Consider the following 23,422-nt stretch of genomic DNA (forward strand, 5'->3'; position numbering starts at 1 on the left):
TCTGTCACAAAATATTTCTTCTGTCCCTTAGCTTTTTGGTTATCTATGTAAACGTAAATTTTTGATATGCAAACATACGAGGCACAAAAGATAATGGTAAAGCGAATTTCCAGAATAATCAAAGCAATCAAAAGAATAAAAATCAAAGATTTTTAAAAACTATTGCGAACTTTTTCATTTATAATGATCAACTTTAAAATAAAAGTTTAGTCATCTTTTATACCTTTTGCGGTTAAATAAAAAGTTTAAACAGAATCAACTTAGGATGAAATTCTTTATACGTAACAGGAGACATTAGTTTAAAAATCTTTGACTTTTTATTTTGAAGTTGTTTGAAGTAAGAGAGTTTGCTCCTTTAGGAGCAGAATCTGTGTAGAAATAAGAATAAATCTGCAAATCAATCCGTAGGATTGATATCTATAAATATGATAAATTTTTTAAAGATAGCGTTCCTACGGAACGCAAAATACATTGTGAATATGTTGTCTACACAGATAAAACTCCATAGAGTTTTCTACCGTTTTACTTTAAACAACTTTTTTTGTTTGCTTTTGCCAAACTAAAAATAGGCTAAAAAAAAATCAAATTCGTGGAATTTGTGAAAACCATTGGTGTTATTCGTGTTTAAAAGATCAACGATGAGTTTAAATTTTATTGGAAAAACGCTAAGGCGCAAGATTTAGATAAGAATTTTTCAGTCTTAAGATGCAAGGATAAAATCAAATATTTTATTTTATAATTCTGATAATCAATTTTATCAGAGATAAAATCCTTGCGCCTTAAAAATTTGAGACTAGTAAAAATCCTGCGTCTTTGCGAAAACCAACCTGAGTTCTATTAATTCTTGTAAAAATTAGTGCTATTTGTGTTTAAACTTAAGTAAATAAGCCAGTCCCAATCCCACAAAAACCATCGCCGCACTGAAAGGAAAAATATAGCTTATCCCGTAAAGATCGGCAATTCCGCCAATCAGCGGTCCTGCAACACCCAGAGAAAGATCAATAAACAGACCATATCCCGCCAAAGCGGAACCCTGATTGGATGAAGGTACGCTTTTAATCGCAACCACACCCAAAGCCGGAAAAATTAATGAAAACCCAAGTCCCGTAACGCCGGCTCCTACAAGAGCCATTTGTGAATTCGTGGCAAATGAAATAATTAAAAGCCCGATAGTTTCTACCAAAAGACAGACAATGGCGACTTTAATTCCTCCGTGGTTATTGATTACATTATTGAAAACGAGTCGTCCTGCAACAAACAGTACCCCGAAAACACTCAGACATAAAGCGCCGTTATTCCAGTGAAAGTAATTGTAATACAAGGTGATAAAAGTAGAAATACTCGCAAAGCCAAGTCCTCCTAAAGCCAGACAAACGCCGAAAGGAGCCACTTTTCCCAAAACTTTCCAGAAAGACTGTGATTCCTTTATATTTGTATTGGTTTTATTATCTTTCGTTTTTGCAAAAAGAAACCCTAAAATTCCGAGAATAATCGAAAAAATTCCGATTCCGTATAAGCTGAATTCATGCTCAATCTTTACACCCAGAGAAGCTCCGATTGCCAATGCGCCGTAACAGGCAACTCCGTTGTAGGAAATAATTTTTGCCGTATGTTTTTCTCCGACTGCCATAATTGCCCAGTTAATCGGACTTGCACCGATCATTCCTTCCGCACAGCCTGTAAGAAGACGCGTGATGACCAAAAATGTTAAACTTAACCAAGGAGAAAATTTAAAATAATAAGCTATGATCAGGAAAATTCCGGTCAGCGAAAAACTGATCATGCTGAATAAAACGGCTGGTTTCGGGCCTTTTCCATCAATGATTTTTCCGGAATAAGCTCTCAGGAAAAATGTAGAAACATATTGCAGACTGATGACCAAACCTGCAATTACCAGACTGAATCCAAGACTTTTATTAATGAAAATAGGAAGTACCGAAAGCGATAATCCGATAACGAAATACCCTATAAAGGTAAAACTTACATAACTGATTAAAGACAGATTAACATTCTCCGACTTTTTTACCAAACCCTGCATGTGAAAATATTAAGCTGCAAAGTTACTTCATTAAAACAGTCTGACAGAGAAATTTAACTTAAAATCTGTTTAACCTTTTTTATTTAACCGCAAAAGTTATAAAAGATAAGCTGAAATTTTATTCAAATTCAATAACGAAAAATGAAAAAGACGACAACAGTTTTAAAAATCTTCGATTTTTATTCTTTTGAGAACTTTGATTATTGCGGAATAATGGTCTTTTGCAACTTTTGCGGTTAATTTTTGAAATTAGTTTAAACATTTTAAAAAACATAAATGTAACAATGTATTTTAAGGTTAAACTTCTCTGCAATTCTCTTTTCTCATAATTTGAATTATCTTTGTTTCTCAATAAATTCTTAGATTCTATGGAAAAAAGTAAATATCCGAATTTCAAGTTTACATGGATTGGCGGTCTTGTTTTACTGGCAGGATTGTTTTTCGGAACAATGGTGGTTTCGTCTTTTAATGTTTTCTGGATGTTTACTTTCAAAGAAAATCTACAGTACAGAGACTGGTTTTTTATGATTACCAATGCCGCAGGATTTCTTACGGCGATTGCTTTTTTTGATTTTTTCATCGTGAGAAGAACAACAGGAATGAAGCTGAATTTCAATTTTTCTCCCACTAATTTTTCTACCTATCTCCTGATTTTTCCAATGATGATCGGGATGATGTTTATTGCAGAATTTATTACCGCCCAGATTCCTACAACGGGACCTTTTTTCGGGAAATATTACGATTTTTTTACCCAGATGATGGAAAAACTTATCGATGATCCGGTTGTGATGATCATTACTGCCGTTATCTGTGCTCCTATTTTTGAAGAAATTATTTTCAGGGGAATTATCCAGAAAGGATTGATGAATAAAGGCGTTGAACCAAGAATGGCAATTGTTTTTGCTTCCGTAATCTTTGGTGCGGTTCACGGAAATCCGTGGCAGTTTGTGGGAGCGGTTCTGTTAGGATGCGTTTTGGGATTGGTCTATTACAAAACAAAATCTCTGCTTTTACCGATGCTTTTGCATGGTTTTAATAATTTATGTTCCACCTTATTAATCACTTATGTAAAAACGGAAAGCTTCGCAGATGCTTTTAAAGTTTCGGAATGGATCATACTGACGATAGGAATTGCACTTTTCTCCTTGTTTTATTTTCTTTTCATGAAAAAATACAAAGTGCATTATTCTGAAATTTAAATCTAAACACGAATGACACTAAATTTTTAAACACTAATTTCACTAATATCATTAGTGTTATTCATGATGATGATTTGAGGTTTAAACAAAATAGAAATTAAATAAATGAAATTGAATATGGAATTACTGGTAGCAACGCACAACATACATAAGAAAGAAGAAATTCAGCAGATTTTAGGCGATGAATTTGTCGTTAAAAGTCTTGCAGATTACGATCTTCATGACGAAATCGTAGAAGACGGAGATTCTTTCAATGCCAATGCGTTAATTAAGGCGAAATACTGCTTCGAAAAAACAGGAATTCCAAGTTTGGGTGACGACAGCGGACTGGTTGTAGAATCTCTGGACGGAAGACCGGGAATTTTTTCCGCGCGTTATGCAGGAAATCATGATTTTGCTAAAAATATCGAAAAAGTTTTGGGCGAAATGGAAGGTATTGAAAACAGAAAAGCGTATTTCATTACTGTTTTATGCTACTATGACGAAAACGGAGCCAAATATTTCGACGGAAGGGTTCACGGAAATTTACTGAAGGAAAATAAAGGTTTCAAAGGGTTCGGCTACGATCCGATCTTCGTTCCGGAAGGTTACGACATGACTTTTGCAGAGATGGAACCACAGGATAAAAACAAAATCAGCCACAGAAAACAGGCTTTGGATCTATTTTTGGATTTCCTGAAAGGGAAAGAATAGTTTCAGGTTGAAGTTGAGGTTAAGAGGTATGATGAAAACAGAAATCGGAATTTAACCTGAGTTTGTGATAAGAAATAGATTTAAATAATTGATTTACAGTGTTTTATTGATTTGTCGCAAAGAAAAACAAAAGATTTTTCTACTTATTGAAAGTTGGTAGGCCAAACAAAGGCACTTCGTTTATTTAAAAAAGACAAAAAATGGTATTACTTTTATAAGTTTTACGCCTTTGTATATCTTAAAAGCTGAATTCCTGATAATTGAATCTATTTGTTTAACCTTGTGGTTAAGAAGACTTATCCCGAACTCAGGTGAATTTAGATATTTAAATTGGTTTCAATATGTAATTTTAATTTCAGCCTAAATCTTAGTCTTAACCTAAATCCGTACATTTGTCACCTTAATAAACCATCGATTTGAGTACTTATTTAACGATATTAGGCTTTAATTCAGCAATTCCTACGGTGAATTCTTCTCCTACCGCACAGTTTCTGGAGATGGAAGAACGGTCTTTCCTCATCGATTGCGGGGAAGGAACGCAGGTACAGTTAAGAAAAGCCAAAGCGAAATTTTCGAAGATCAATCATATATTTATTTCTCATCTTCACGGAGATCACTGTTTTGGTTTACCGGGGCTTATTGCTTCCTTCAGGCTTTTGGGAAGAGAAACTCCGCTTCACGTTTACGGTCCGAAAGGAATTAAGAAAATGCTGGAAACTATTTTCACGATTACAGAGACGCACCGTGGTTTTGAAGTGGTCTATCATGAACTGGATAAAGATTATTCAGAAAAAATTTACGAAGACAACAGGGTAGAAGTGTACACCATTCCTCTGGATCACAGGATATACTGCAACGGTTATCTGTTTAAAGAAAAACCGAAAGACAGGCATCTGAACATGAAGGAAATCGCGAAATACAGCGAAATAGAAACCTGTGATTATCACAATATAAAAGCCGGAAAAGATTTTGTTTTAAGCGATGGATATGTTCTTAAAAATGAAATTCTTACCGTAGAACCTGCACCTTCTGTATCTTACGCCTTTTGCAGCGATACAAGATATCTGGAAAGTGTAATCCCGATTATTAAAAATGTAACTGTGCTTTATCATGAATCTACATTTCTTCACGATTTGAAGGAAATGGCAGATTATACAGGGCATACAACTGCTCTGGAAGCCGCAACAGTTGCGAGAAAAGCAGAAGTCGGAAAACTGATCTTAGGACATTTTTCCAACCGTTATGGAGATCTTACCGTATTTACCGATGAAGCAAGAACTGTTTTTCCCAATACTTTCTTACCGAAAGCACTGGAACCTGTAAAAATTTAAAATTAATGTTGAAGTTTGAAGAACTGAAAATCTTCTTAGATGAAAAGGCAGACCAATACAATGATCCTGAATTTATAGAAAATGATCCGATCCAGATCCCGCATCGTTTTTCTCTGAAGCAGGATATTGAAATTGCAGGATTTCTGGCGGCGACAATTTCGTGGGGAAACAGAAAAGCGATCATTAAATCGGCGGAAAAAATGCTCGATATTATGGGAAATTCACCCTATGATTTTGTTTTGAATCATTCGGAGAAAGATTTGAAACTGCTGGAGGGCAAAAGTGTCCACAGAACGTTTAACGGAGAAGATTTTGCTTATTTTATTAAGCAGTTTAACAGAATTTATACGGAGAATGAAAGTCTGGAAGATTTATTCAGGGTAAATGATTCTGAGATTAATTTTTCTCATGCGATTGAACGTTTCAGAACACCGTTTCTGGGAACGGAAAAGCACAGAACACACAAACATGTAAGTTCGCCGTATAAAAATTCTTCCACCAAAAGAATTATCATGTTTCTGCGCTGGATGGTGCGTAACGACAGGCGTGGTGTAGATTTTGGTCTTTGGGAAAACACAGATCCGAAATATCTTTCGATTCCTTTGGATGTACATACCGGAAATATTTCAAGGAAACTGGGGCTGATTACCAGAACGCAGAACGACTGGAAAACCGTGGAAGAATTAGATCTTATCATCCGTACATTTGATGAGAAAGATCCTGCAAAATACGATTTTGCACTGTTTGGATTAGGAGTTACCAAGGAATTAATTTAAAATTGAAACGCAATGAAAAAGAACGAAGAAAAAATTGAAGTATTAGAAAGAATTGCCAACGGAATTACATGGTGGATCGGTTCTATTCCGTCGCTCATTGCGCATACCCTGTTTTTTTTGATTTCTTTTCTTCTGCCGGTTCTTCATATTGTAGAATTTGATAAAATGCTTCTGATTCTTACTACAGTGGTTTCTTTAGAGGCAATTTATCTTGCCATTTTCATCCAGATGTCGGTGAATAAAAGTCATGAAAAGATTGAAGACATTCAGGAAGATATCGAGGAGATCAGTGAAGATATTGAAGATATTCAGGAAGATATAGAAGAAATCAGCGAAGACATTGAGGAAATCAGCGAGGATATCGAAGAAATTAATGAAGATATTGAGGATATTCAGGAAGATATTGAAGAAATTAATGAGGAAGAAGATGAAGAAGACCATAATGAGCGCGCCAAAAATGTAATGCTGAAAAGCAATGTAAGTTCCAACAAAAATGAAATTAAAGCACTGAAAGATAAGATCTCAGAATTGCAAAATATGATTGACGAACTGAAAAAAGATTAGTTAATCAACAGATAAAATTGTTGAAATAGTAAAATTCCACACAAAAAGACTGATAATTTTATCAGTCTTTTTTATTAATTCAGATAGAATATCTGTTATTTCTATAATTTTAAAATATTTTAGGTTATTTGTAGTATAACGCTTGTTTTTTGTTCTGATTTTAAGTAATAATTTAGTATTTTTGAACAAACAACAACAAAATGTTAAATTATAGATTAAAAAACTACTATTTCCTTTTAGTGTTGCTTCTGGTTTCGGGTTCCGTTTTTGCCCAAAAAGCATCAAGAAAACCAATCAAAGAAAAGCATACTAATTCGAGTTTAAAGTCGGGTGCATTTATAGATGTTAATGTCGCTTCCTATACGCCATCATCTTATAATATAGAACAGCTTGTTAAAAATATCCTTATTACAGGCGGTTCAAGTTGTGCTGTTGCCAATGTTACCAACGTCACTGTTTCTCCCAATCAGCCCGCAACAGACACCGAAAGAGCTTGGGGATATTTTCATAAAGGAACTACTGCCTTTCCGTTTACGGATGGTGTTGTATTGGTAACTGGAAAAGCCCGAAGAGCAGGAAATGTTTTGGAAACAGGATTAGGTGACACTGTTCCCGGATCCACCGTTAGTGATCCGGATCTTGTTACGGCAATTAATCCTCTGGCTCCGTTAAAAGATGCCGTTTTTATTGAATTCGACTTCGTTCCCAACAATACTCAGGTAAAATTCAATTATATTTTTGCTTCAGAAGAATATACCTCAGATTTCCCTTGTGGAGTTTATTCCGATGGTTTTGCTTTATTACTGAAAAAAGTAGGGGATCCTACTTATACCAATATGGCAATTTTACCGGGAACAGCGGGACCTGTAAGCGTTACCAATATTGTTCCTTCCGGTAATGGGTTCTCATGCGGACCTATCAATGAAGCGTATTTTGGAGGAATGAACACAGCAAATATTGAAACGAATTTTAATGGAAGAACAATTCCTTTAACGGCAACTGCAACGGTAATTCCGGGACAGACCTATCATTTTAAAATGGTTTTGGCAGATGCTTCCGACAGTGGTTTTGATTCTGCCGTTTTTCTTCAGGGAGGATCTTTTGATATCGGAATGACCATTGTAGACGGCAGCGGAAATCCTTTAACGACGGTGAATATGTGTGATAATACGCCGCAAACTCTTACTGCACAAATTGCTGCTGTTCCGGGAATGACTTTCCAATGGTACAAAGACGGTGTTGCAATTGCAGGGGCAACCAATGCGACCTATATCGCTACATCACCCGGTGTGTATGAGGTAAGAACATTTGTGGGCGGAACCAACTGCCAGACAGCTACCGTTACCATTGTAGGCGGAACAACGCCACCTGCACAGAATGCTACTTTAAAACTCTGTACAACACCATCTTTGGCAACATTTAATTTAAATGATGCAACGCCGCAGATTACAACTTCCACTACGGCTATTGTTCGTTATTATGTGAATCAGGCAGATGCAGTTGCTCAGAATAACAATTATCTTACTGCTGCACAAATGGCAAGTTATAACGGAACAGACGGACAGGTTTTGTATGTCGTGGTTTCCAACGGAGCTTTCTGTAGCAAAACGGTAACTTTAACTTTAAGAAAAGAAGCAACGCCTGTTGCACAGCTTACGGCAACAAAAGTAAGAATCTGCTTAGGCGAATCTACAACTTTAACAGCTTCTAACGGAGCAACCTATCAATGGACTAATTTATCGGGAACCGGAGCTACACAAACGGTTTCTCCAACCCAGACTACAACATATTCTGTTTACGCGATCGGAACACAGGGATGTAAATCTTTACAGCCTGCATCCGTTACTATAGAAGTTGTTCCGGCTATTAAATCAACACTTTCCGGTGGAATGATCTGTCAGGGCGATGTTATTAATTTAGACGCAGGAGCAGGCCCGAACTATACATATCTGTGGAGTAATGGAGCAACATCTCAGACGATTTCTGTAGGAACTCCGGGAACATACAGTGTAACCATTACTAATGGAGTGTGTTCAAAGGTCTTTACAACACAGGTTATTCAGGCGGTTATTCCGGAAGTTATTAATGTTAACTATAATGAAAACGGAACCATGATTATTACGGCAAGTAATCCAAGCAATGGTGTTTTGGAATATTCTGTTGATAATGGTTTAACATGGCAAAATTCCAATACATTTACCAATGTGCCTAGAAATACGGTGGTCTCCATCAGAGTAAGAGTGAAGAATACAAGCTGTGTAGGCTTCCTTGAATATTTTACATTCGTGATGCAGAACGTTATTACGCCAAACGGAGATAACATTAATGATATCATTGATTTCCGAATCGTGAATAAAAACAAAGACTTTAAAGCCTCTATTTTCGACCGTTACGGAAGAGAGGTTTACAGAGAAAGCAGTTTACAGCCTTATTGGGACGGATATTTCCAAGGTAAACGACTGAACACTTCATCCTACTGGTATCAGGTAAGTTTTGAAGATCCTGCAAGTAAAAAGCCTGTCGTAAAAACAGGATGGATTTTATTGAAAAATTTTGAATAATTTAATCACAATAGAAAAGACCAACAATTTGTTGGTCTTTTTTTCGTTTCAGAGATAATTGAAATTACTTTTTTTACAGGATATTTAATTATATAAGTGATAATGTAATTAGTACCGAATTGAAATTCAATTGAAAAAAATAGTATTTTTGTTTAAAATAATATAAAATGTTAAATAGGAGGACAAAAAATTTATTTTTGGCTTTGCTTTTGGTTTTTGTAGGGAATTTCGTTAATGCACAGAAAGACAGAGACGGAAAAGGAGTTGTGAGCAGACAAACCCCTGAAAACATGAAAGCCGGAGCTTTTATAGATGTAAATACAGCCGCTTATCCGGAATCTTCATACAGTATCACACAATTGGTAAAAGATGTCCTCATTAGTGGAGGATCTGCATGTTCTGCTGCGAATGTAACGAATGTGTCTGTTTCTCCAAATTTAGCAGTGACAGACCAAAACAGAAGCTGGGGATATTTTAATAAAGCGACCACCAATTTCCCTTTTGCCAAAGGAATTGTTCTTACAACAGGATATGCGAGAAAAGCTGGAAATGATCTTCAGGGAACTTTAAGTGACGGTTTAGGTTCAGGTGGAGATGCAGATTTGGCGGCGGCTCTTGGAGTTCCTAACAATCAGCTTAACGATGCGACTTACATCGAATTCGATTTTGTTCCGGCTTCTACTAAAGTTACTTTCAGATATTTATTCGCTTCAAAAGAATATCAGACAAACTTCCCATGTACCATTAGCGATGGTTTTGCGCTTTTATTAAGAAAAGTAGGGGATCCTTATACCAATCTTGCTGTTTTACCGGGAGGAGCAGGTCCTGTAAGTGTAACGAATATTCACCCTTCCACACAATATCAGACAGGTGCTCCATTAGCTTGTGGAGCAGCCAATGTAGCCTATTTTGGAGGGTATAATATTCCTCAGATCGAAACGAACTTTAACGGACGTACTGTTCCGTTAACGGCAACAGCGACAGTAATTCCGGGTCAGACTTATCATTTCAAAATGGTTTTGGCAGATTATCAGGATGCTAATTTCGATTCTGCGGTATTTCTTGAAGCAGGATCTTTCGATATTGGTGTGCAGTTATTAGATCCGGCGGGAGTTACGCTTCCTTCATCAGTTAATGTTTGTGATAACGCTCCGCAGACATTTACGGCATCAGTTCAGGGAGGCGGAGCTACATATCAATGGTATTTAGGAACAAATCCTATTCCGGGAGCAACCAATGCATCTTACACAGCTACACAGCCGGGAGTATATTCAGTTCAGGTGTTTTTGCCGGGTAATACTTGTCCGGGAACAGCTTCCATCACTGTGGTGGGAGGAACTTCACCTACAGTTCAGAATGCGTCTCTCATTTCGTGTTACACGCAGGGAAATGCCACATTTAATTTAACATCGGCACAATCTTCAATCAGTACAACACCGGGAGCTACATTTACTTATTATGTGAATCAGGCAGATGCGGTTGCAGGAAACGGAAATACAATAGCAATACCAACTGCGTTTTCAAGTCCGGGACAGACAGTTTATGTTTCGGTTAAAAACGGATTTTGTTCCAAAGTTGCGGAATTGCAATTGATAAAAGCACCTCAGATTACGGCAACGATTGCTACACCGGGAGTTTTAACATGTACGAATTCACAGGTTACATTAAATGCTTCAAGTTCAGTATATCCCACAGGTTCTACATTTAGCTGGACAACTACCAACGGAAATATTGTTTCAGGAGCGAATACCTTAAATCCTGTTGTAAATACCGCGGGAACGTATACTTTAACCATATCTAATATATACCAGCCGGGAAATGTTAGCTGTACCGGAACAGCGAATGTAACCGTTACAGGAGACAGCGCGCCGCCAACTACAGGATTAACAGCTTCAAAAGTTTTAATCTGTTCAGGAGAATCGGTGACTTTAACAGCTTCCGGTGGAGCTACATACAATTGGGTAGGACTTCCGGGAAATGGAGCAACACAAACTGTTTCTCCTACAACTACCACAACTTATACAGTAACTGCGGTAGGAGCGAACGGGTGCGTTTCTGCTACTCCTGCAACGATTACGATACAGGTGACTCAGCCTATTACCGTTCAGAATGCAACTTTATTAAAATGTTATCAGAACGGAGGAATTAATTATAATTTAACGGAAGCACAGCCTCAGATCACAACAGCAACAGGGATTACTTTTGCTTATTATCTGAATGCTGCGGACGCCAATGCCGGAAATACGAATACCATTGCAAATCCTGCGTCCTTTAACAGTGCAGGAGGACAGACGATATATGTTCTGGTAACGAACGGAGGATGTAAGAATGTAGTAACCTTACAGCTTTTATCTACGCCTCAAACCACTTTAAACATTAATCCGCCACAGCAGATTACCTGTACCACTCCTCAGGTTACATTGAATGCTTCATCTTCTGTAATTCCTGCAGGATCTACCATTACATGGACAGCAACCGGTGGTGGAAATATTGTTTCGGGAGCCAATACATTAACTCCTGTGGTAAACGCGGGTGGAGTATACACTTTAACGGTAACCAATATCAACCAGCCCGGAAATTTAAACTGTACGTATACTTCAAACGTTACGGTAACACAAAATACAACCGCTCCGACAGCGAATGTAACTTCTACGGCATTACAGATATGTTCAGGAGAATCTGTTACTTTAACGGCTTCCGGTGGTGCAGCCTATAACTGGACAGGGCTTACAGGAAATGGAAATACACAGGTAGTTTCGCCTACTTCTACAACTACATACACTGTTTTTGCTTTAGGAGCAAATGGATGTGTTTCAGCGACTCCTGCTACCATTACAATAATCGTGGCTCCTCCTGTAGCAGTTTTAACTGCTTCCCAAATGAAAATATGCGCGGGTGAATCTGTAACTTTAACAGCAACCGGTGGCGTTACTTACGAATGGGTAGGTTTACCGGGTAACGGAAATACACAGATTGTATCTCCAACAGCTACAACTACCTATTCTGTCTTTGCTTTAGGCGGAAACGGATGTAAAGTGGCTAATCCTACTTCAATTACCATTCAGGTTGTCCCTGCAATTGTTTCTACTCTGAAAGATGTTAATGTTTGTGCGGGAGATTCAGGAATTTTAGATGCAGGCTCAGGAACAAATTATACATATGTATGGAATACCGGAGCAACAACACAAACCATCTCTGTAAGTACACCGGGAACTTATACGGTAACGATAAGTAATGGGGTTTGTTCTAAAGTGTTTTCTGCACAGCTTATCAATCCTACATTGCCGCAGTTTACAAATATTTCCTACGAGAACCATATTTTAACACTGTCTACGACAAATCCGACAGGCGGAACTCTGGAATATTCTGCTGATAATGGTTTTAGCTGGCAGACGTCCAATGTATTTACTAATATTTTGGATAATACGAATTATAATCTTCAGGTAAGGGTGAAAGATGCGAAATGCAGCACTTCAATATCTTTCTTTACTTTCGTTGTTATCAATGCCATTACTCCAAATTCTGACGGTAAAAACGATATTGTAGATTTTACGGGAATCAGCAGTTATAACAATTTTGCAGCCTCTATTTTCGACAGATACGGACAGGAAGTATTTAAAGCATCCAAAAACCAGACCTTCTGGAACGGAATGTTGAGAGGAAGTTTAGTTCTTCCGACCGCTACTTACTGGTACAGAGTACAATGGGAAAATCCCGCCAGTAAAAAACTCGAGCAGAGAAGCGGATGGATTTTACTGAAAAACAGAAATTAAAAGATATTAAAATTGAAAACCTTTCTTATGAAAGGTTTTTTTGCTTTTTTAGCATAAAAATGCCAAATAAATGTGTGGTATATTCAAAAAAAAATTAAATTTGTTAAAACAAAAATATTATGAAGAGATATCTACTATTGTTTTCTTTATTCGCGGTCTCCTCATCGAGTCTCTTTTATTCACAAAAAAATACAAACAGAAAGCCTCAGCAAGAAAAGGCTTCCTCTCTTACAATGAAAGCCGGTGCTTTTATTGATGTGAATACTCCTACATATCCTGCATCAGCTTATACCCCTTTGCAGCTGGTAAAAGATGTGTTGATTTCATCAGGAACCAATTCCTGTGTTACACCTAACGTTTCCAACGTGCAGGTGAGCCCGAACCTTCCGGCAACAAATGCAAACAGATCTTGGGGATATTTCAACAGAGGAACAACCAGCTTTCCTTTCAAGGATGGTATTGTTCTTTCTACAGGATATGCTCAAAAAGCCGGAAACAGCTATATTAGCTCTACTTTAGGAGATGATTTGCCAACGGGTAGTGATCCGGATCTTGTTGCGGCAACGAATCCTTCTGCAACACTTAATGATGCCGTTATTCTGGAGTTTGATTTCGTGCCTACTTCCAGTCAGGTAAAATTTAATTACCTTTTTGCTTCTGAAGAATATACAGGAACTTTCCCTTGTAGCTTCTCAGATGCATTTGCTTTATTATTAAAACCTGTAGCCGGCGGGCCTTATGTTAACATGGCTGTATTACCGGCTCCGGGAACAGGACCGGTGAGTGTAACCAATATTCACCCGCAAAACAGTTTTGCGGGAACCAATATGGGGTGCGGTGCGCCAAACGTTGCCTTTTTTGGAGGGTACAATACGGCTAATATAGAAACCAACTTTAACGGAAGAACTGTTCCTTTACAGGCAACCGCTACAGTAGTTCCAGGACAGGCATACCACTTTAAAATGGTTTTGGCAGATGCTATAGACAGCAGCTATGATTCTGCAGTATTTTTAGATGGTGGATCTTTCAATATTGGAGTAGAATTATTAGATCCTTCCGGAGCAACATTGCCGGAGCAAATTAATGTATGCGACAATGTTCCTCAGGTGATCACAGCATCTGTTAGTGATCCGAATATGACGTATCAGTGGTTCTTCAACGGAGTTGCCATTGCTGGAGCTACCTCTCCTACGATTACAGCAACACAACCCGGTAATTACGAAATTCAGGTTTCATTCCCTGGAAGTCCTTGTCCGGGTAAAGCCAATATCAAAATAAACGGAGGAACAACACCAGCCGCAGTAGATGCAACATTACTGCTCTGTACAACTCCGGATGTCACCTGGTTTGATCTTACCAATTCAATGGCGTCAATCAGTACAACGCCGGGTGCAGTATTCTATTTTTATGTAAATCAGGCAGATGCAATTGCCCAGAACAATAATTACATTCAGGATATTCTTCACTACAATGGTAATGATGGACAGATTCTTTATGTTGTGGTATCGAATGGAGGTTTCTGTAGTAAAATGGTAAAATTAACATTATCAAAAGAAGCGACTCCTGTTGCAAGTGTTGTGGCATCGAAAATTAAAGTCTGTCCGGGAACTGTAGTAGATCTTACGGCAACCGGCGGAGTAACTTATCAGTGGGCAAACTTCTCAGGAACAGGTAATACTCAAAGTGCAACAGTATACAATACAACAACATTCTCTGTATACGCATTGGGAACAAAAGGATGTAAATCTTTACAGCCTGCAAAAATCACCGTTGAGGTAGTTCCGGAAATCACTTCGACATTAATGGATGTAGAAATGTGTCAGGGAGACAGAGTAACTTTAGACGCAGGAGCAGGACCGAATTACACTTATCTGTGGAGTACAGGTGCGGTGACCAGAACAATAGAAGTAGACCAGTTGGGTATTTATTCTGTAACCATTAAGAACGGATTTTGTCAGGAAACTTTCACTGCAAAAGTGATGGCAGCAGCTTCTCCGTTTGTTTCTAATATTGATTACAGCAACAATACGTTAACCATTACTGCTCAGGTTCCGATGATCAATAATATTCCTCAGACAGCAGAATATTCTGTAGACGGTGGTATTTCATGGCAGCAGTCTAATGTATTTACAGGACTTTCCAACAATACCCACTACGACATTCAGGTAAGAACTGTAGGAACACATTGTGTAGGAGCTTTAGAATTCTTCACACTGAATATTGCAAATATGATTACTCCAAATCAGGATGGTGTTAATGATACACTGGATCTTACTGCTCTTGGAAACTTTAATAACTTCACCGGTTCTGTGTATGACAGATATGGTTCAGAATTATTCAGATTCTCGAAAGAAAACCCAATCTGGAACGGAACTTTAGGAGGCAAAAAGCTGCCAACTGCAACGTACTGGTATAAATTTAACTTCCAGTATCCGAAATCAAAAACAAGCATGAGCCAGTCTGGCTGGATTATGTTGAAAAACAGAGAATAAAAAATCAATCGATAATGCAAAATGAAAGCCCTTCAAGAAATTGAGGGGCTTTTTTAGGATTAATTAAGTTATATCTCTTCTGAACTTTTATTACTAAACACTTTCTTTCCAGAGCTGTGTAAATGAGATGAAATCTGCCACGCTGAGTTCTTCAGCTCTTTTATCCATAAACTCATGGGTTTTCAAAGCTTCAGGGATGTTTAAAATTTTCAGAGCGTTCGACAGCTTTTTTCTTCTTTGGTTAAATCCTGCCTTTACAATCTGCTTGAATAAAACTTCGTTTCCTGCCAAACCTTCTTTAGGATTTCTGGTGATTCTGATAACACCGGATTTTACTTTTGGCGGCGGATTGAAGACGTTTTCATGAACCGTAAATAAGTACGAAGTATCATAATAAGCCTGAATCAGGACAGATAAAATTCCGTAATCTTTCGTTCTTGGAACGGCGGCTGTTCTTTCCGCTACTTCTTTCTGAAACATTCCCACCATTTCAGGAATCAGCTCATAATGATCGATAATCTGGAACAAGATCTGGGAAGAAATGTTGTAAGGGAAATTTCCGATGATGGCAATCTGCTCTCCGTTGGTAAACTGAAAATCCTGTTTCAGAAAATCTCCCACAAACGTTTCTTCGGTTACTTTAGAATAGTTTTCCTTTAAATATTCTATGGATTCTTTATCGATTTCTGCAAGGTAAATCTGCTGTTCTTTTTCCAGCAGATATTTGGTGAGAACTCCCATTCCGGGACCCACTTCCATTACCTTATTGTAGCCCTCAAAACTCAGACCTTCCACGATTTTTCTTGCGATGTTTTCATCCGTCAGAAAGTGCTGACCAAGATGCTTTTTTGCTTTTACACTCAATGTTTTTTATGATTTTATTAACAGTGATTTTCTCTTTTTCGTTCCCAAATTTCGGAAGATTTTTTCTATTTTAGCCAAAAATTTTAATATTAATGGCTAAATCTGTAGATGAATTTAATAAGAAAAGGCTTAGGTCTAGCAATATTACAGTAGTAATAAGTATTGCCTTAGTGTTATTTTTGTTGGGATTAATGGGACTTATTTTAATCAATGCCCAGAAATATTCCGACTATATCAAGGAGCAACTTGTGGTAAATGCTTACTTTGATGAAAACTATGAGGCAAAAGATTCTGTAAAGATTGCGAAAATGGAAGCTGAGGTTTTCAAAGAAATTCAGACACTGGCTCCGGTAAAGAAAGCAACGTATATTACCAGAGAAATGGCTTCCAAGGAAGCTAAAAAAGCAATGGGAATTGATACGGATGCGCTTTTCGAAGAAAATATTTTCCCTTCATCTGTAGAAATTGCCCTAAAACCGGAGTATGTAGATCCGGCAAAGATCGATGAAGCCATTAAAGCCATTAAAGCCGTTCCGGGAATTATCGATGTAAAGAACGACAGTACTTTAATGGTAGATGTGTACAACAACCTGAGCAGAATTCTGAAATGGATCTTAGGATTTTCCATTCTGTTTTTAATTCTGGCGGTTGTATTAATTAACAATTCCATCCGTCTGAAAATATTCTCCAAGAGATTTATTATTAAAACCATGCAGCTTGTAGGAGCGAAGAGAAGATTCATCCTGAAACCGTTCATCATCGAAGCGGTAGTTTTAGGGGCAATTGGTTCTGCAATCGGACTTCTGGTTCTTTTCGGAGCATGGTATTACTTTACAAGCCAGATCGGATCTGCCTTTGTACAGGACAACAACCAATACTTCTGGCTGGTTCTGCTGGTATTCGGAGTAGGAATTTTTATTACGGTTTTAAGTACGATTGTAGCTACCTGGAGATTCTTAAGATCAAACGTTGACGACTTATATTACTCTTAAAAATGAGCAAAAAAACAAATAAATTTTCCGCAGATAACTTCGGGAAAGAAACAACCGAAGTTCCAAAGGAGAACACTTTTTACTTCGGAAAAGAAAACTTTAAATGGATGTTGATCGGCTTGGCATTCATCGTGGTAGGGTTTCTTCTGATGATGGGAGCCGATGCCAATACCGTAGACGGAAAATACGATCCGAACTCATGGAATGAAGGTATTTTTTCTATCCGAAGAATCAGGATTGCGCCATTATTTGTGGTGATTGGTTTCGGAATCGAAGTATACGCGATTTTAAAAATAAAGTAGAAATAAATTTTATTTGAAGATTAAGAAATTCGGAAATTTAGATCAGTCTAAATCTCTTGGTTTCTTAATCTTTTAATTTTGGATAAATTATGGATTTAATCAAAGCAATTATTATTGCGATCATTGAAGGCTTAACAGAGTATCTGCCCATTTCGTCAACTGCACATATGGGCTTTACGGCAAATTTGCTGGGACTTGAAGAAACCGAATTTTTAAAAATGTTTCAGGTTTCCATACAGTTTGGGGCAATCCTTTCTGTGGTTGTGGCATACTGGAAAAAGTTTTTTGATCTGAAAAATTTGCAGTTTTATTTTAAACTTGCTTTTGCAGTGGTTCCGGCTTTGGTTTTAGGGTATTTATTTGATGATAAAATTGAAGCGGTTTTAGGAAATCAGATCGCTATTTCTTCAGTTCTGGTTCTTGGAGGTGTTGTTTTACTGTTTGCCGATACATGGTTCAAAAATCCAAAAATCGATGATGAAAAAGGCATTACCATTAAAAAAGCGGTAACGATTGGTTTTTGGCAGTGTCTTGCAATGATGCCGGGAACGAGCAGAAGTGCAGCTTCCATTATCGGAGGTATGACACAGGGACTGACAAGAAAAGCAGCGGCAGAATTTTCATTCTTTTTGGCGGTTCCTACCATGTTGGCGGTAACGGTATATTCGGTTTTTGTAAAAACATGGGGCAAAGAAACACCTAATCCGCAGAAAGGTTATGAAATGATTATGGAATCTCAGGATCACATCATGATTTTCATCGTAGGAAATGTTGTTGCATTTATCGTTGCATTAATCGCCATCAAAGCATTCATCGGAGTTTTGAATAAATATGGTTTCAAACCTTGGGGTTGGTATCGTATTTTCGTAGGAATTGCCTTGCTGATTTATTTTTATTTCTTTAAATAATTTAAGCTAAAAAATATAAACAGTAATACTAAAAAATTACTCATTACCAATTACTCATTACTCATATCCATGACCGCTGAAGATCTACAATCTGGACACATATTTTTATTAGACAAACCCTTGGACTGGACTTCTTTTCAGGCGGTCAATAAAATGAAATATAAACTCAAAAGAGAGTTTGATTTACCCAAGAAATTCAAAATTGGTCACGCGGGAACTTTAGATCCGAGAGCAACGGGATTATTGATTGTCTGCTGTGGTAAATTCACCAAAAAAATTCCTGAAATTCAGGATGCCCCAAAAGAATACTGGACCGAAATAAAAATCGGCGTTCAGACAGAATCATACGATACTGAAAAACCAGAAATTCTGCATCAGGATATTTCGGAAATTACAGAAGAGCAGATAAAAACGGCATTGGAAAAATTTGTTGGAGAAATCGATCAGACTCCGCCTGTTTTTTCGGCAATAAAGATCGAAGGAAAAAGAGCATATGATCTTGCAAGAGCAGGAGAGGAGGTGGAAATGAAATCCCGTAAAACCACAATTTTTTATATTGATAATGTAAAGATTGATCTTCCTCTCGTAAGTTTCACGGTGGGTTGCTCGAAAGGGACTTACATTCGCAGTTTAGCTCATGATATCGGACAGGAGTTGGGTGTGGGAGCGTATTTAACGCAATTGAGAAGGACAAAAATCGGAGAATACAAAATAGAAGATGCAACGTCCGACTTTTTGGAAAATGATTTTAGATTTAACGAATCATAAAAAGAAATTGCTTTTATTGATGAATGCAGTCTGAAAATAGTATGGAAAAAACAAGAATTAACAAATATTTATCAGAAGTAGGATACTGCTCGAGAAGAGCAGCAGACAAACTTTTGGAGGAAGGAAGAATCACCATTAATGGTAAAGTTCCGGAAATGGGAACAAAGGTTTCCGATGAAGACATGATTGAAGTAGACGGAAAACCAATTCGTGAACCGGAAGAAAACCATGTTTATATTGCCTTTAATAAACCTGTAGGAATAGTTTGTACCACTGATACAAAACGTGAGAAAAATAATATCATCGATTATATTAATCATCCCAAAAGAATTTTTCCGATCGGAAGACTCGATAAGCCGAGCGAAGGATTGATTCTTTTAACCAGCGATGGCGATATTGTAAATAAAATTCTAAGATCCCGAAACAACCACGGAAAAGAATATATTGTAAGAGTTGATAAACCGATTACGCCCAAATTTCTGGATAAAATGCGAAACGGAGTTCCGATTTTGGATACCGTTACTAAAAAATGTGAGGTCGAAAAAATTGATGAAATGAATTTCCGCATCGTTCTTACGCAGGGACTGAACCGACAGATCCGAAGAATGTGCGAATATTTAGGCTACGAAGTAAAGAAACTGAAACGGATCAGGGTTTTGAATATCAAGCTCGATCTTCCCATCGGAAAGTGGAGAGATCTTACAGATGAGGAACTTTCTGCTTTACAAAAAATGGTTGAAGGTTCCAGTAAAACATACGATTAAAAAATAACAGAGATGCCGGATTCGACATCTCTTTTTGTATACCTTAGACTTTTCTCATATGTATATATAGCATTTTTGTTATTCTGACGAGAGAATAATCTCAAAAAGTTTTTTATCTCCCGCGGATTAGGCAGATTACGCAGATTTTTTTTCAATTTAAAATTGTTTATACTTTCTAAAATGTATTTACAGCATTTTGTCATCCTGAAAGGATCTAAGCAAAGTCTGATAATTAACTTTAAAGAACAGCGAAGAGTAAAACGTTTAGAACCCTTCGACAAGCTCAGGTGACATTGCGAATACTTCCTATAATACTTAAAACAATGAAGGATTGTTAAAAAAATATTTTAACAAAAAAATTAACGATGCATTGTCATTCTGACAGAGGAAGAATCTCAAAAAAATTTATTTTATCTCACGCAGATTGAGCGGATTAGGCAGATTTAATTAATAAATTTAAGTTAATTCAAAGAGGTATCTTGTTGATTTTAAATGTGATATTTTTATGTTATGCTTCTTTTGCGGTTTAATAAAATATAAAAATATTTCTCCTATTTCAAATACCATTTCATCCTCACTTCATACTCTGGTTTCAGTTTCAGCATTTTCCAGATTTTCTTTTCATCTTTTTCTGAGATTCGGTAAAAAATAATTTTTTCTGCAGAATATTTAAAATAAGGATGATTTTTCAGCCATTCTTCCGGAGCATCCTGCAACGTATATTTCTGAACATTCGAAGTTATAAGCGGTGCGGTTGAAAGTAATTTTTTCGTCAGTTCCGGATCAATATTGTACGTGGAAAGAATCTGTTCTTTATTCACAAATCCGCCAAGTTTATTTCTGAAACCGATCATCGAACCGGCTGCTTTTCCATCAAAACCAAACTCTATAAGCTGTTTGTAGGTTATTGCGTTTAAATCTACCTTGGTGAAATCCGTTTTTTCCTGCTGCTTATTTTCAGGTTTCTCATTTTTATTCACCGCAATTGTTTCTGCATTGAATTTGATGAACGGTTTCATTTCCTCAAACTTCTCAGAAGAAATAACAAAACATTTCTGAATGTCTTCAAGATTTTTAAAGCTTCCTTTTAAATTTCGGTCACGGTAATTGATGATAATTTGTGCCTGTTTATCGGAGAAGCCAAAGGATTTCCAGCCTTCAAAATCCAATGCATTCGGATCGAAAGAACGATATTGAATTTTCTTTTTATCGGCATTAAAATTTTTAGCAGCTCTGTAATTCTCCGGTGTTTTTTCCGGTAGAATAAGATAGGGATCAATTTTCTGAAAATTTTCTTCACTGATAATAAAGCACTCCCTGAATTTCTCTTTGCTCACAAAACTTCCGCCCAAATAACTTTTGTATTTTAAAATAGCTTCTGCCTGCTTTTCACTAAAGCCCATTTCCATCCAGTCGGCGGCGGAGTAAAGATCGGGGTTAAATTTTCCTCTCACCGTTATCGATTTCTTTTCAAAACTTTTGAATGCATCTGATTTGGCTTCTTTACTGGTTTCCGGAAGTAAAATATAGTGGTTCAGCTCAGAAAATTTTTCCTCAGAAATAGCAAAGCATTTTTTAAGCTGTTCCTTTGATGCAAACCTTCCTCCGACTACTTTCTTATAGTTGAGAATCGTCGCTGTTTGTTTCTCTGTAAAGCCTAGATTTTGCCATTGCTTTTCATCCAGTTCATTAGGGTCAAACTCAGTAAAGCTGAGAGAAGCGGAAGGCTGTGTAATAAACTGAACATCGGGAAACTCTTCCTTTTCCTTACTTGTATATTTTTGAAAAGCGAATAAAATGATCAGCAATATTCCCATGACTGCCAATCTCTGGTAATAGTTTTTTTTCATCGCTGTAAACTTAATCATTCTGTTAAGTATTCGCAATGAGGGAGTTGCATTTGGATTATTTTAGGATATAAATTCTGTTATTCGGCTTCAAAAAATAAATTTAAAAAAGATTATGGAAGAAATATTTAAACTATTCCTCGTCCCTCTCCGCCAAAGACTCCTTCAGCTTCAGCAATTCAGCCTTTACAAATTCCAGTCTGTCGATGATGGTAATGGTTTCGGAGATCTTGCTGTTGGTAGTTAAAGCGATTTTGGCACCGTCCAAAGTGTAGCCCTTTTCTTTTACGAGATGATAAATGATCTGAAGATTTTTGATGTCTTCCGGAGTGAAATACCGGTTGCCTTTTTTGTTCTTTTTAGGCTTAATGATGGGGAATTCCTGTTCCCAATAACGTATTAATGAAGTATTTACATCAAAAGCTTTCGCTACTTCTCCTATTGAATAATACAGTTTATCAGGTAAATTTATCTTCATTTTTAGAATCGTAATGCTCAAAGATAAAAATTTTTTAAATCCCACAGCAAATTAAGAGGGCAAAAAGTTCATTCTTAGCTTTGTAAATCAGGGTTCAATGTGAATTTTAAGATGAGGAAATGTAATTCTTTTTGTTATTTTTGATGATGAAAAACCTATAAAAAAGTGAATTCTATTTCTGTTCTGCACATCAATCTTTTTCAGTCGGGTAAAAATACCTCAGATTTTTATTTTAACCGAATGAAAGAGCATCTGGTTTTGGGACACAGACATATTGAAAAACCGCACCGTCATGATTTTTATGCCACGATTCTCTTTACCAAAGGAAGCGGAACACATGAAATCGATTTTCAGAAATATGACGTTTCGGCGGGAAGCTTATTTTTTATGTCTCCGGGACAGGTTCACAGCTGGGAACTTTCTGAGGATATCGACGGATATATTTTTTTCTGCTCACAGGACTTTTACGAAATGCATTACGTCAATCAGAAGCTCAGAAGTTTTCCATTTTTCGGATCGGTAAATTTCCCCAGAAAATTACAGCTTACTGCAACGGAACTAAAGGAAAATAATGACCTTTTTGCAGCACTGGAAAAAGAATATCAGCTTCAAAACGTGATGAAAGATGGTTTTATTCTTTCACTGATGTCGCAGATTTTTATCCACGCAACAAGAGCTTTTTCAAAAGAGCTGGGAAAAGAAAATTCTGAGGTTAACATTTCTTATTTTAAACACTATCAACAGTTTGAAAATCTTATTGAAGAGCATTTTGCAAAAGAAAAATCCGTTGCCTTCTATGCTTCTCTGCTGGAAATTTCATCCAAACATTTAAACAGAATTACCAGAACTGTCGTTCAGAAAACAACGACTGACGTTATTACAGAAAGGATAATTCTGGAAGCCAAAAGAATGCTTATGTATCTTGATGAAAGCCTTACGGAAATTGCCTTCCGTCTTGGCTTCGAAGAATATTCCTATTTCGTGAGAGTCTTCCGTAAAACTTCCGGCATGACTCCCACGCAATTCATTAAAAAATATAAGGCTTAATTTTTGTTGATGGTTGTCCGTTTTT

18 protein-coding genes are annotated in these 23,422 nt (G+C 37.1%); 14 read left to right on the forward strand and 4 right to left on the reverse strand.

What is annotated here, in order from left to right; translation table 11 throughout:
- Positions 1-859: 859 nt before the first annotated feature.
- Positions 860-2,038, reverse strand: coding sequence for an MFS transporter (locus QWT87_RS18395; RefSeq protein ID WP_302717910.1), 1,179 nt, complete (start codon positions 2,036-2,038; stop codon positions 860-862).
- Positions 2,039-2,406: 368 nt separating this feature from the next.
- Here QWT87_RS18395 and QWT87_RS18400 point away from each other — a divergent pair, with 368 nt between their 5' ends.
- The 8 genes from QWT87_RS18400 (at position 2,407) to QWT87_RS18435 (ending at position 15,427) form a co-directional block, all read left to right on the forward strand.
- Complete coding sequence (locus QWT87_RS18400) at positions 2,407-3,237, forward strand: CPBP family intramembrane glutamic endopeptidase (protein ID WP_302717912.1); 831 nt, start codon at positions 2,407-2,409, stop codon at positions 3,235-3,237.
- Between the two features lie 117 nt (positions 3,238-3,354).
- Positions 3,355-3,930: an RdgB/HAM1 family non-canonical purine NTP pyrophosphatase gene (gene rdgB, locus QWT87_RS18405; protein WP_407933596.1), complete on the forward strand. Its 576-nt coding sequence runs from the start codon at positions 3,355-3,357 to the stop codon at positions 3,928-3,930.
- Positions 3,931-4,346: 416 nt separating this feature from the next.
- Positions 4,347-5,261, forward strand: coding sequence for a ribonuclease Z (locus tag QWT87_RS18410; protein ID WP_076392526.1), 915 nt, complete (start codon positions 4,347-4,349; stop codon positions 5,259-5,261).
- A 5-nt stretch (positions 5,262-5,266) separates the two neighbouring features.
- Positions 5,267-6,037, forward strand: a complete 771-nt coding sequence (locus tag QWT87_RS18415) for a TIGR02757 family protein (protein ID WP_407933597.1) — start codon at positions 5,267-5,269, stop codon at positions 6,035-6,037.
- 12 nt (positions 6,038-6,049) lie between these two features.
- Positions 6,050-6,601, forward strand: a complete 552-nt coding sequence (locus QWT87_RS18420) for a DUF1003 domain-containing protein (RefSeq protein WP_087708064.1) — start codon at positions 6,050-6,052, stop codon at positions 6,599-6,601.
- A gap of 200 nt (positions 6,602-6,801) precedes the next feature.
- Positions 6,802-9,162: a choice-of-anchor L domain-containing protein gene (locus tag QWT87_RS18425; protein ID WP_302717915.1), complete on the forward strand. Its 2,361-nt coding sequence runs from the start codon at positions 6,802-6,804 to the stop codon at positions 9,160-9,162.
- Positions 9,163-9,329: 167 nt separating this feature from the next.
- Positions 9,330-12,935 (forward strand): choice-of-anchor L domain-containing protein, encoded by a 3,606-nt coding sequence (locus QWT87_RS18430; RefSeq protein WP_302717917.1) that lies wholly within the window; start codon positions 9,330-9,332, stop codon positions 12,933-12,935.
- A gap of 233 nt (positions 12,936-13,168) precedes the next feature.
- Positions 13,169-15,427 (forward strand): choice-of-anchor L domain-containing protein, encoded by a 2,259-nt coding sequence (locus QWT87_RS18435; RefSeq protein WP_302717919.1) that lies wholly within the window; start codon positions 13,169-13,171, stop codon positions 15,425-15,427.
- Positions 15,428-15,520: 93 nt separating this feature from the next.
- Here the strand turns inward: QWT87_RS18435 and rsmA are convergent, their stop codons facing one another.
- Positions 15,521-16,291 (reverse strand): 16S rRNA (adenine(1518)-N(6)/adenine(1519)-N(6))-dimethyltransferase RsmA, encoded by a 771-nt coding sequence (gene rsmA / locus QWT87_RS18440; RefSeq protein ID WP_076392538.1) that lies wholly within the window; start codon positions 16,289-16,291, stop codon positions 15,521-15,523.
- 92 nt (positions 16,292-16,383) lie between these two features.
- On the opposite strand from rsmA, the gene QWT87_RS18445 reads away from it, so the two are divergent.
- The 5 genes from QWT87_RS18445 to rluF all read left to right on the forward strand — a co-directional run bounded on the left by QWT87_RS18445 (position 16,384) and on the right by rluF (position 20,025).
- Positions 16,384-17,283, forward strand: coding sequence for a cell division protein FtsX (locus QWT87_RS18445; protein WP_076392540.1), 900 nt, complete (start codon positions 16,384-16,386; stop codon positions 17,281-17,283).
- A gap of 2 nt (positions 17,284-17,285) precedes the next feature.
- Complete coding sequence (locus QWT87_RS18450; RefSeq protein WP_302717922.1) at positions 17,286-17,585, forward strand: DUF3098 domain-containing protein; 300 nt, start codon at positions 17,286-17,288, stop codon at positions 17,583-17,585.
- Positions 17,586-17,674: 89 nt separating this feature from the next.
- On the forward strand, positions 17,675-18,493 hold the full coding sequence (locus QWT87_RS18455; RefSeq protein ID WP_087708076.1) for an undecaprenyl-diphosphate phosphatase: 819 nt from the start codon (positions 17,675-17,677) through the stop codon (positions 18,491-18,493).
- A 69-nt stretch (positions 18,494-18,562) separates the two neighbouring features.
- On the forward strand, positions 18,563-19,261 hold the full coding sequence (truB, locus tag QWT87_RS18460) for a tRNA pseudouridine(55) synthase TruB (RefSeq protein ID WP_185206167.1): 699 nt from the start codon (positions 18,563-18,565) through the stop codon (positions 19,259-19,261).
- Between the two features lie 41 nt (positions 19,262-19,302).
- Positions 19,303-20,025 (forward strand): 23S rRNA pseudouridine(2604) synthase RluF, encoded by a 723-nt coding sequence (gene rluF, locus QWT87_RS18465; protein ID WP_302717925.1) that lies wholly within the window; start codon positions 19,303-19,305, stop codon positions 20,023-20,025.
- Positions 20,026-20,576: 551 nt separating this feature from the next.
- Here rluF and QWT87_RS18470 read toward each other — a convergent pair.
- Positions 20,577-21,893 (reverse strand): helix-hairpin-helix domain-containing protein, encoded by a 1,317-nt coding sequence (locus QWT87_RS18470; protein WP_302717926.1) that lies wholly within the window; start codon positions 21,891-21,893, stop codon positions 20,577-20,579.
- A 112-nt stretch (positions 21,894-22,005) separates the two neighbouring features.
- The gene (locus tag QWT87_RS18475) at positions 22,006-22,350 is read right to left on the reverse strand and encodes a MerR family transcriptional regulator (protein WP_076392608.1); all 345 of its coding nucleotides are present in this window, start codon (positions 22,348-22,350) and stop codon (positions 22,006-22,008) included.
- Between the two features lie 165 nt (positions 22,351-22,515).
- Here QWT87_RS18475 and QWT87_RS18480 point away from each other — a divergent pair, with 165 nt between their 5' ends.
- The gene (locus QWT87_RS18480; protein ID WP_302717929.1) at positions 22,516-23,397 is read left to right on the forward strand and encodes an AraC family transcriptional regulator; all 882 of its coding nucleotides are present in this window, start codon (positions 22,516-22,518) and stop codon (positions 23,395-23,397) included.
- The last annotated feature ends 25 nt before the right edge of the window (positions 23,398-23,422 follow it).

It is taken from the genome of Chryseobacterium urinae (assembly GCF_030518295.1).
GTDB lineage: Bacteria > Bacteroidota > Bacteroidia > Flavobacteriales > Weeksellaceae > Chryseobacterium > Chryseobacterium mucoviscidosis.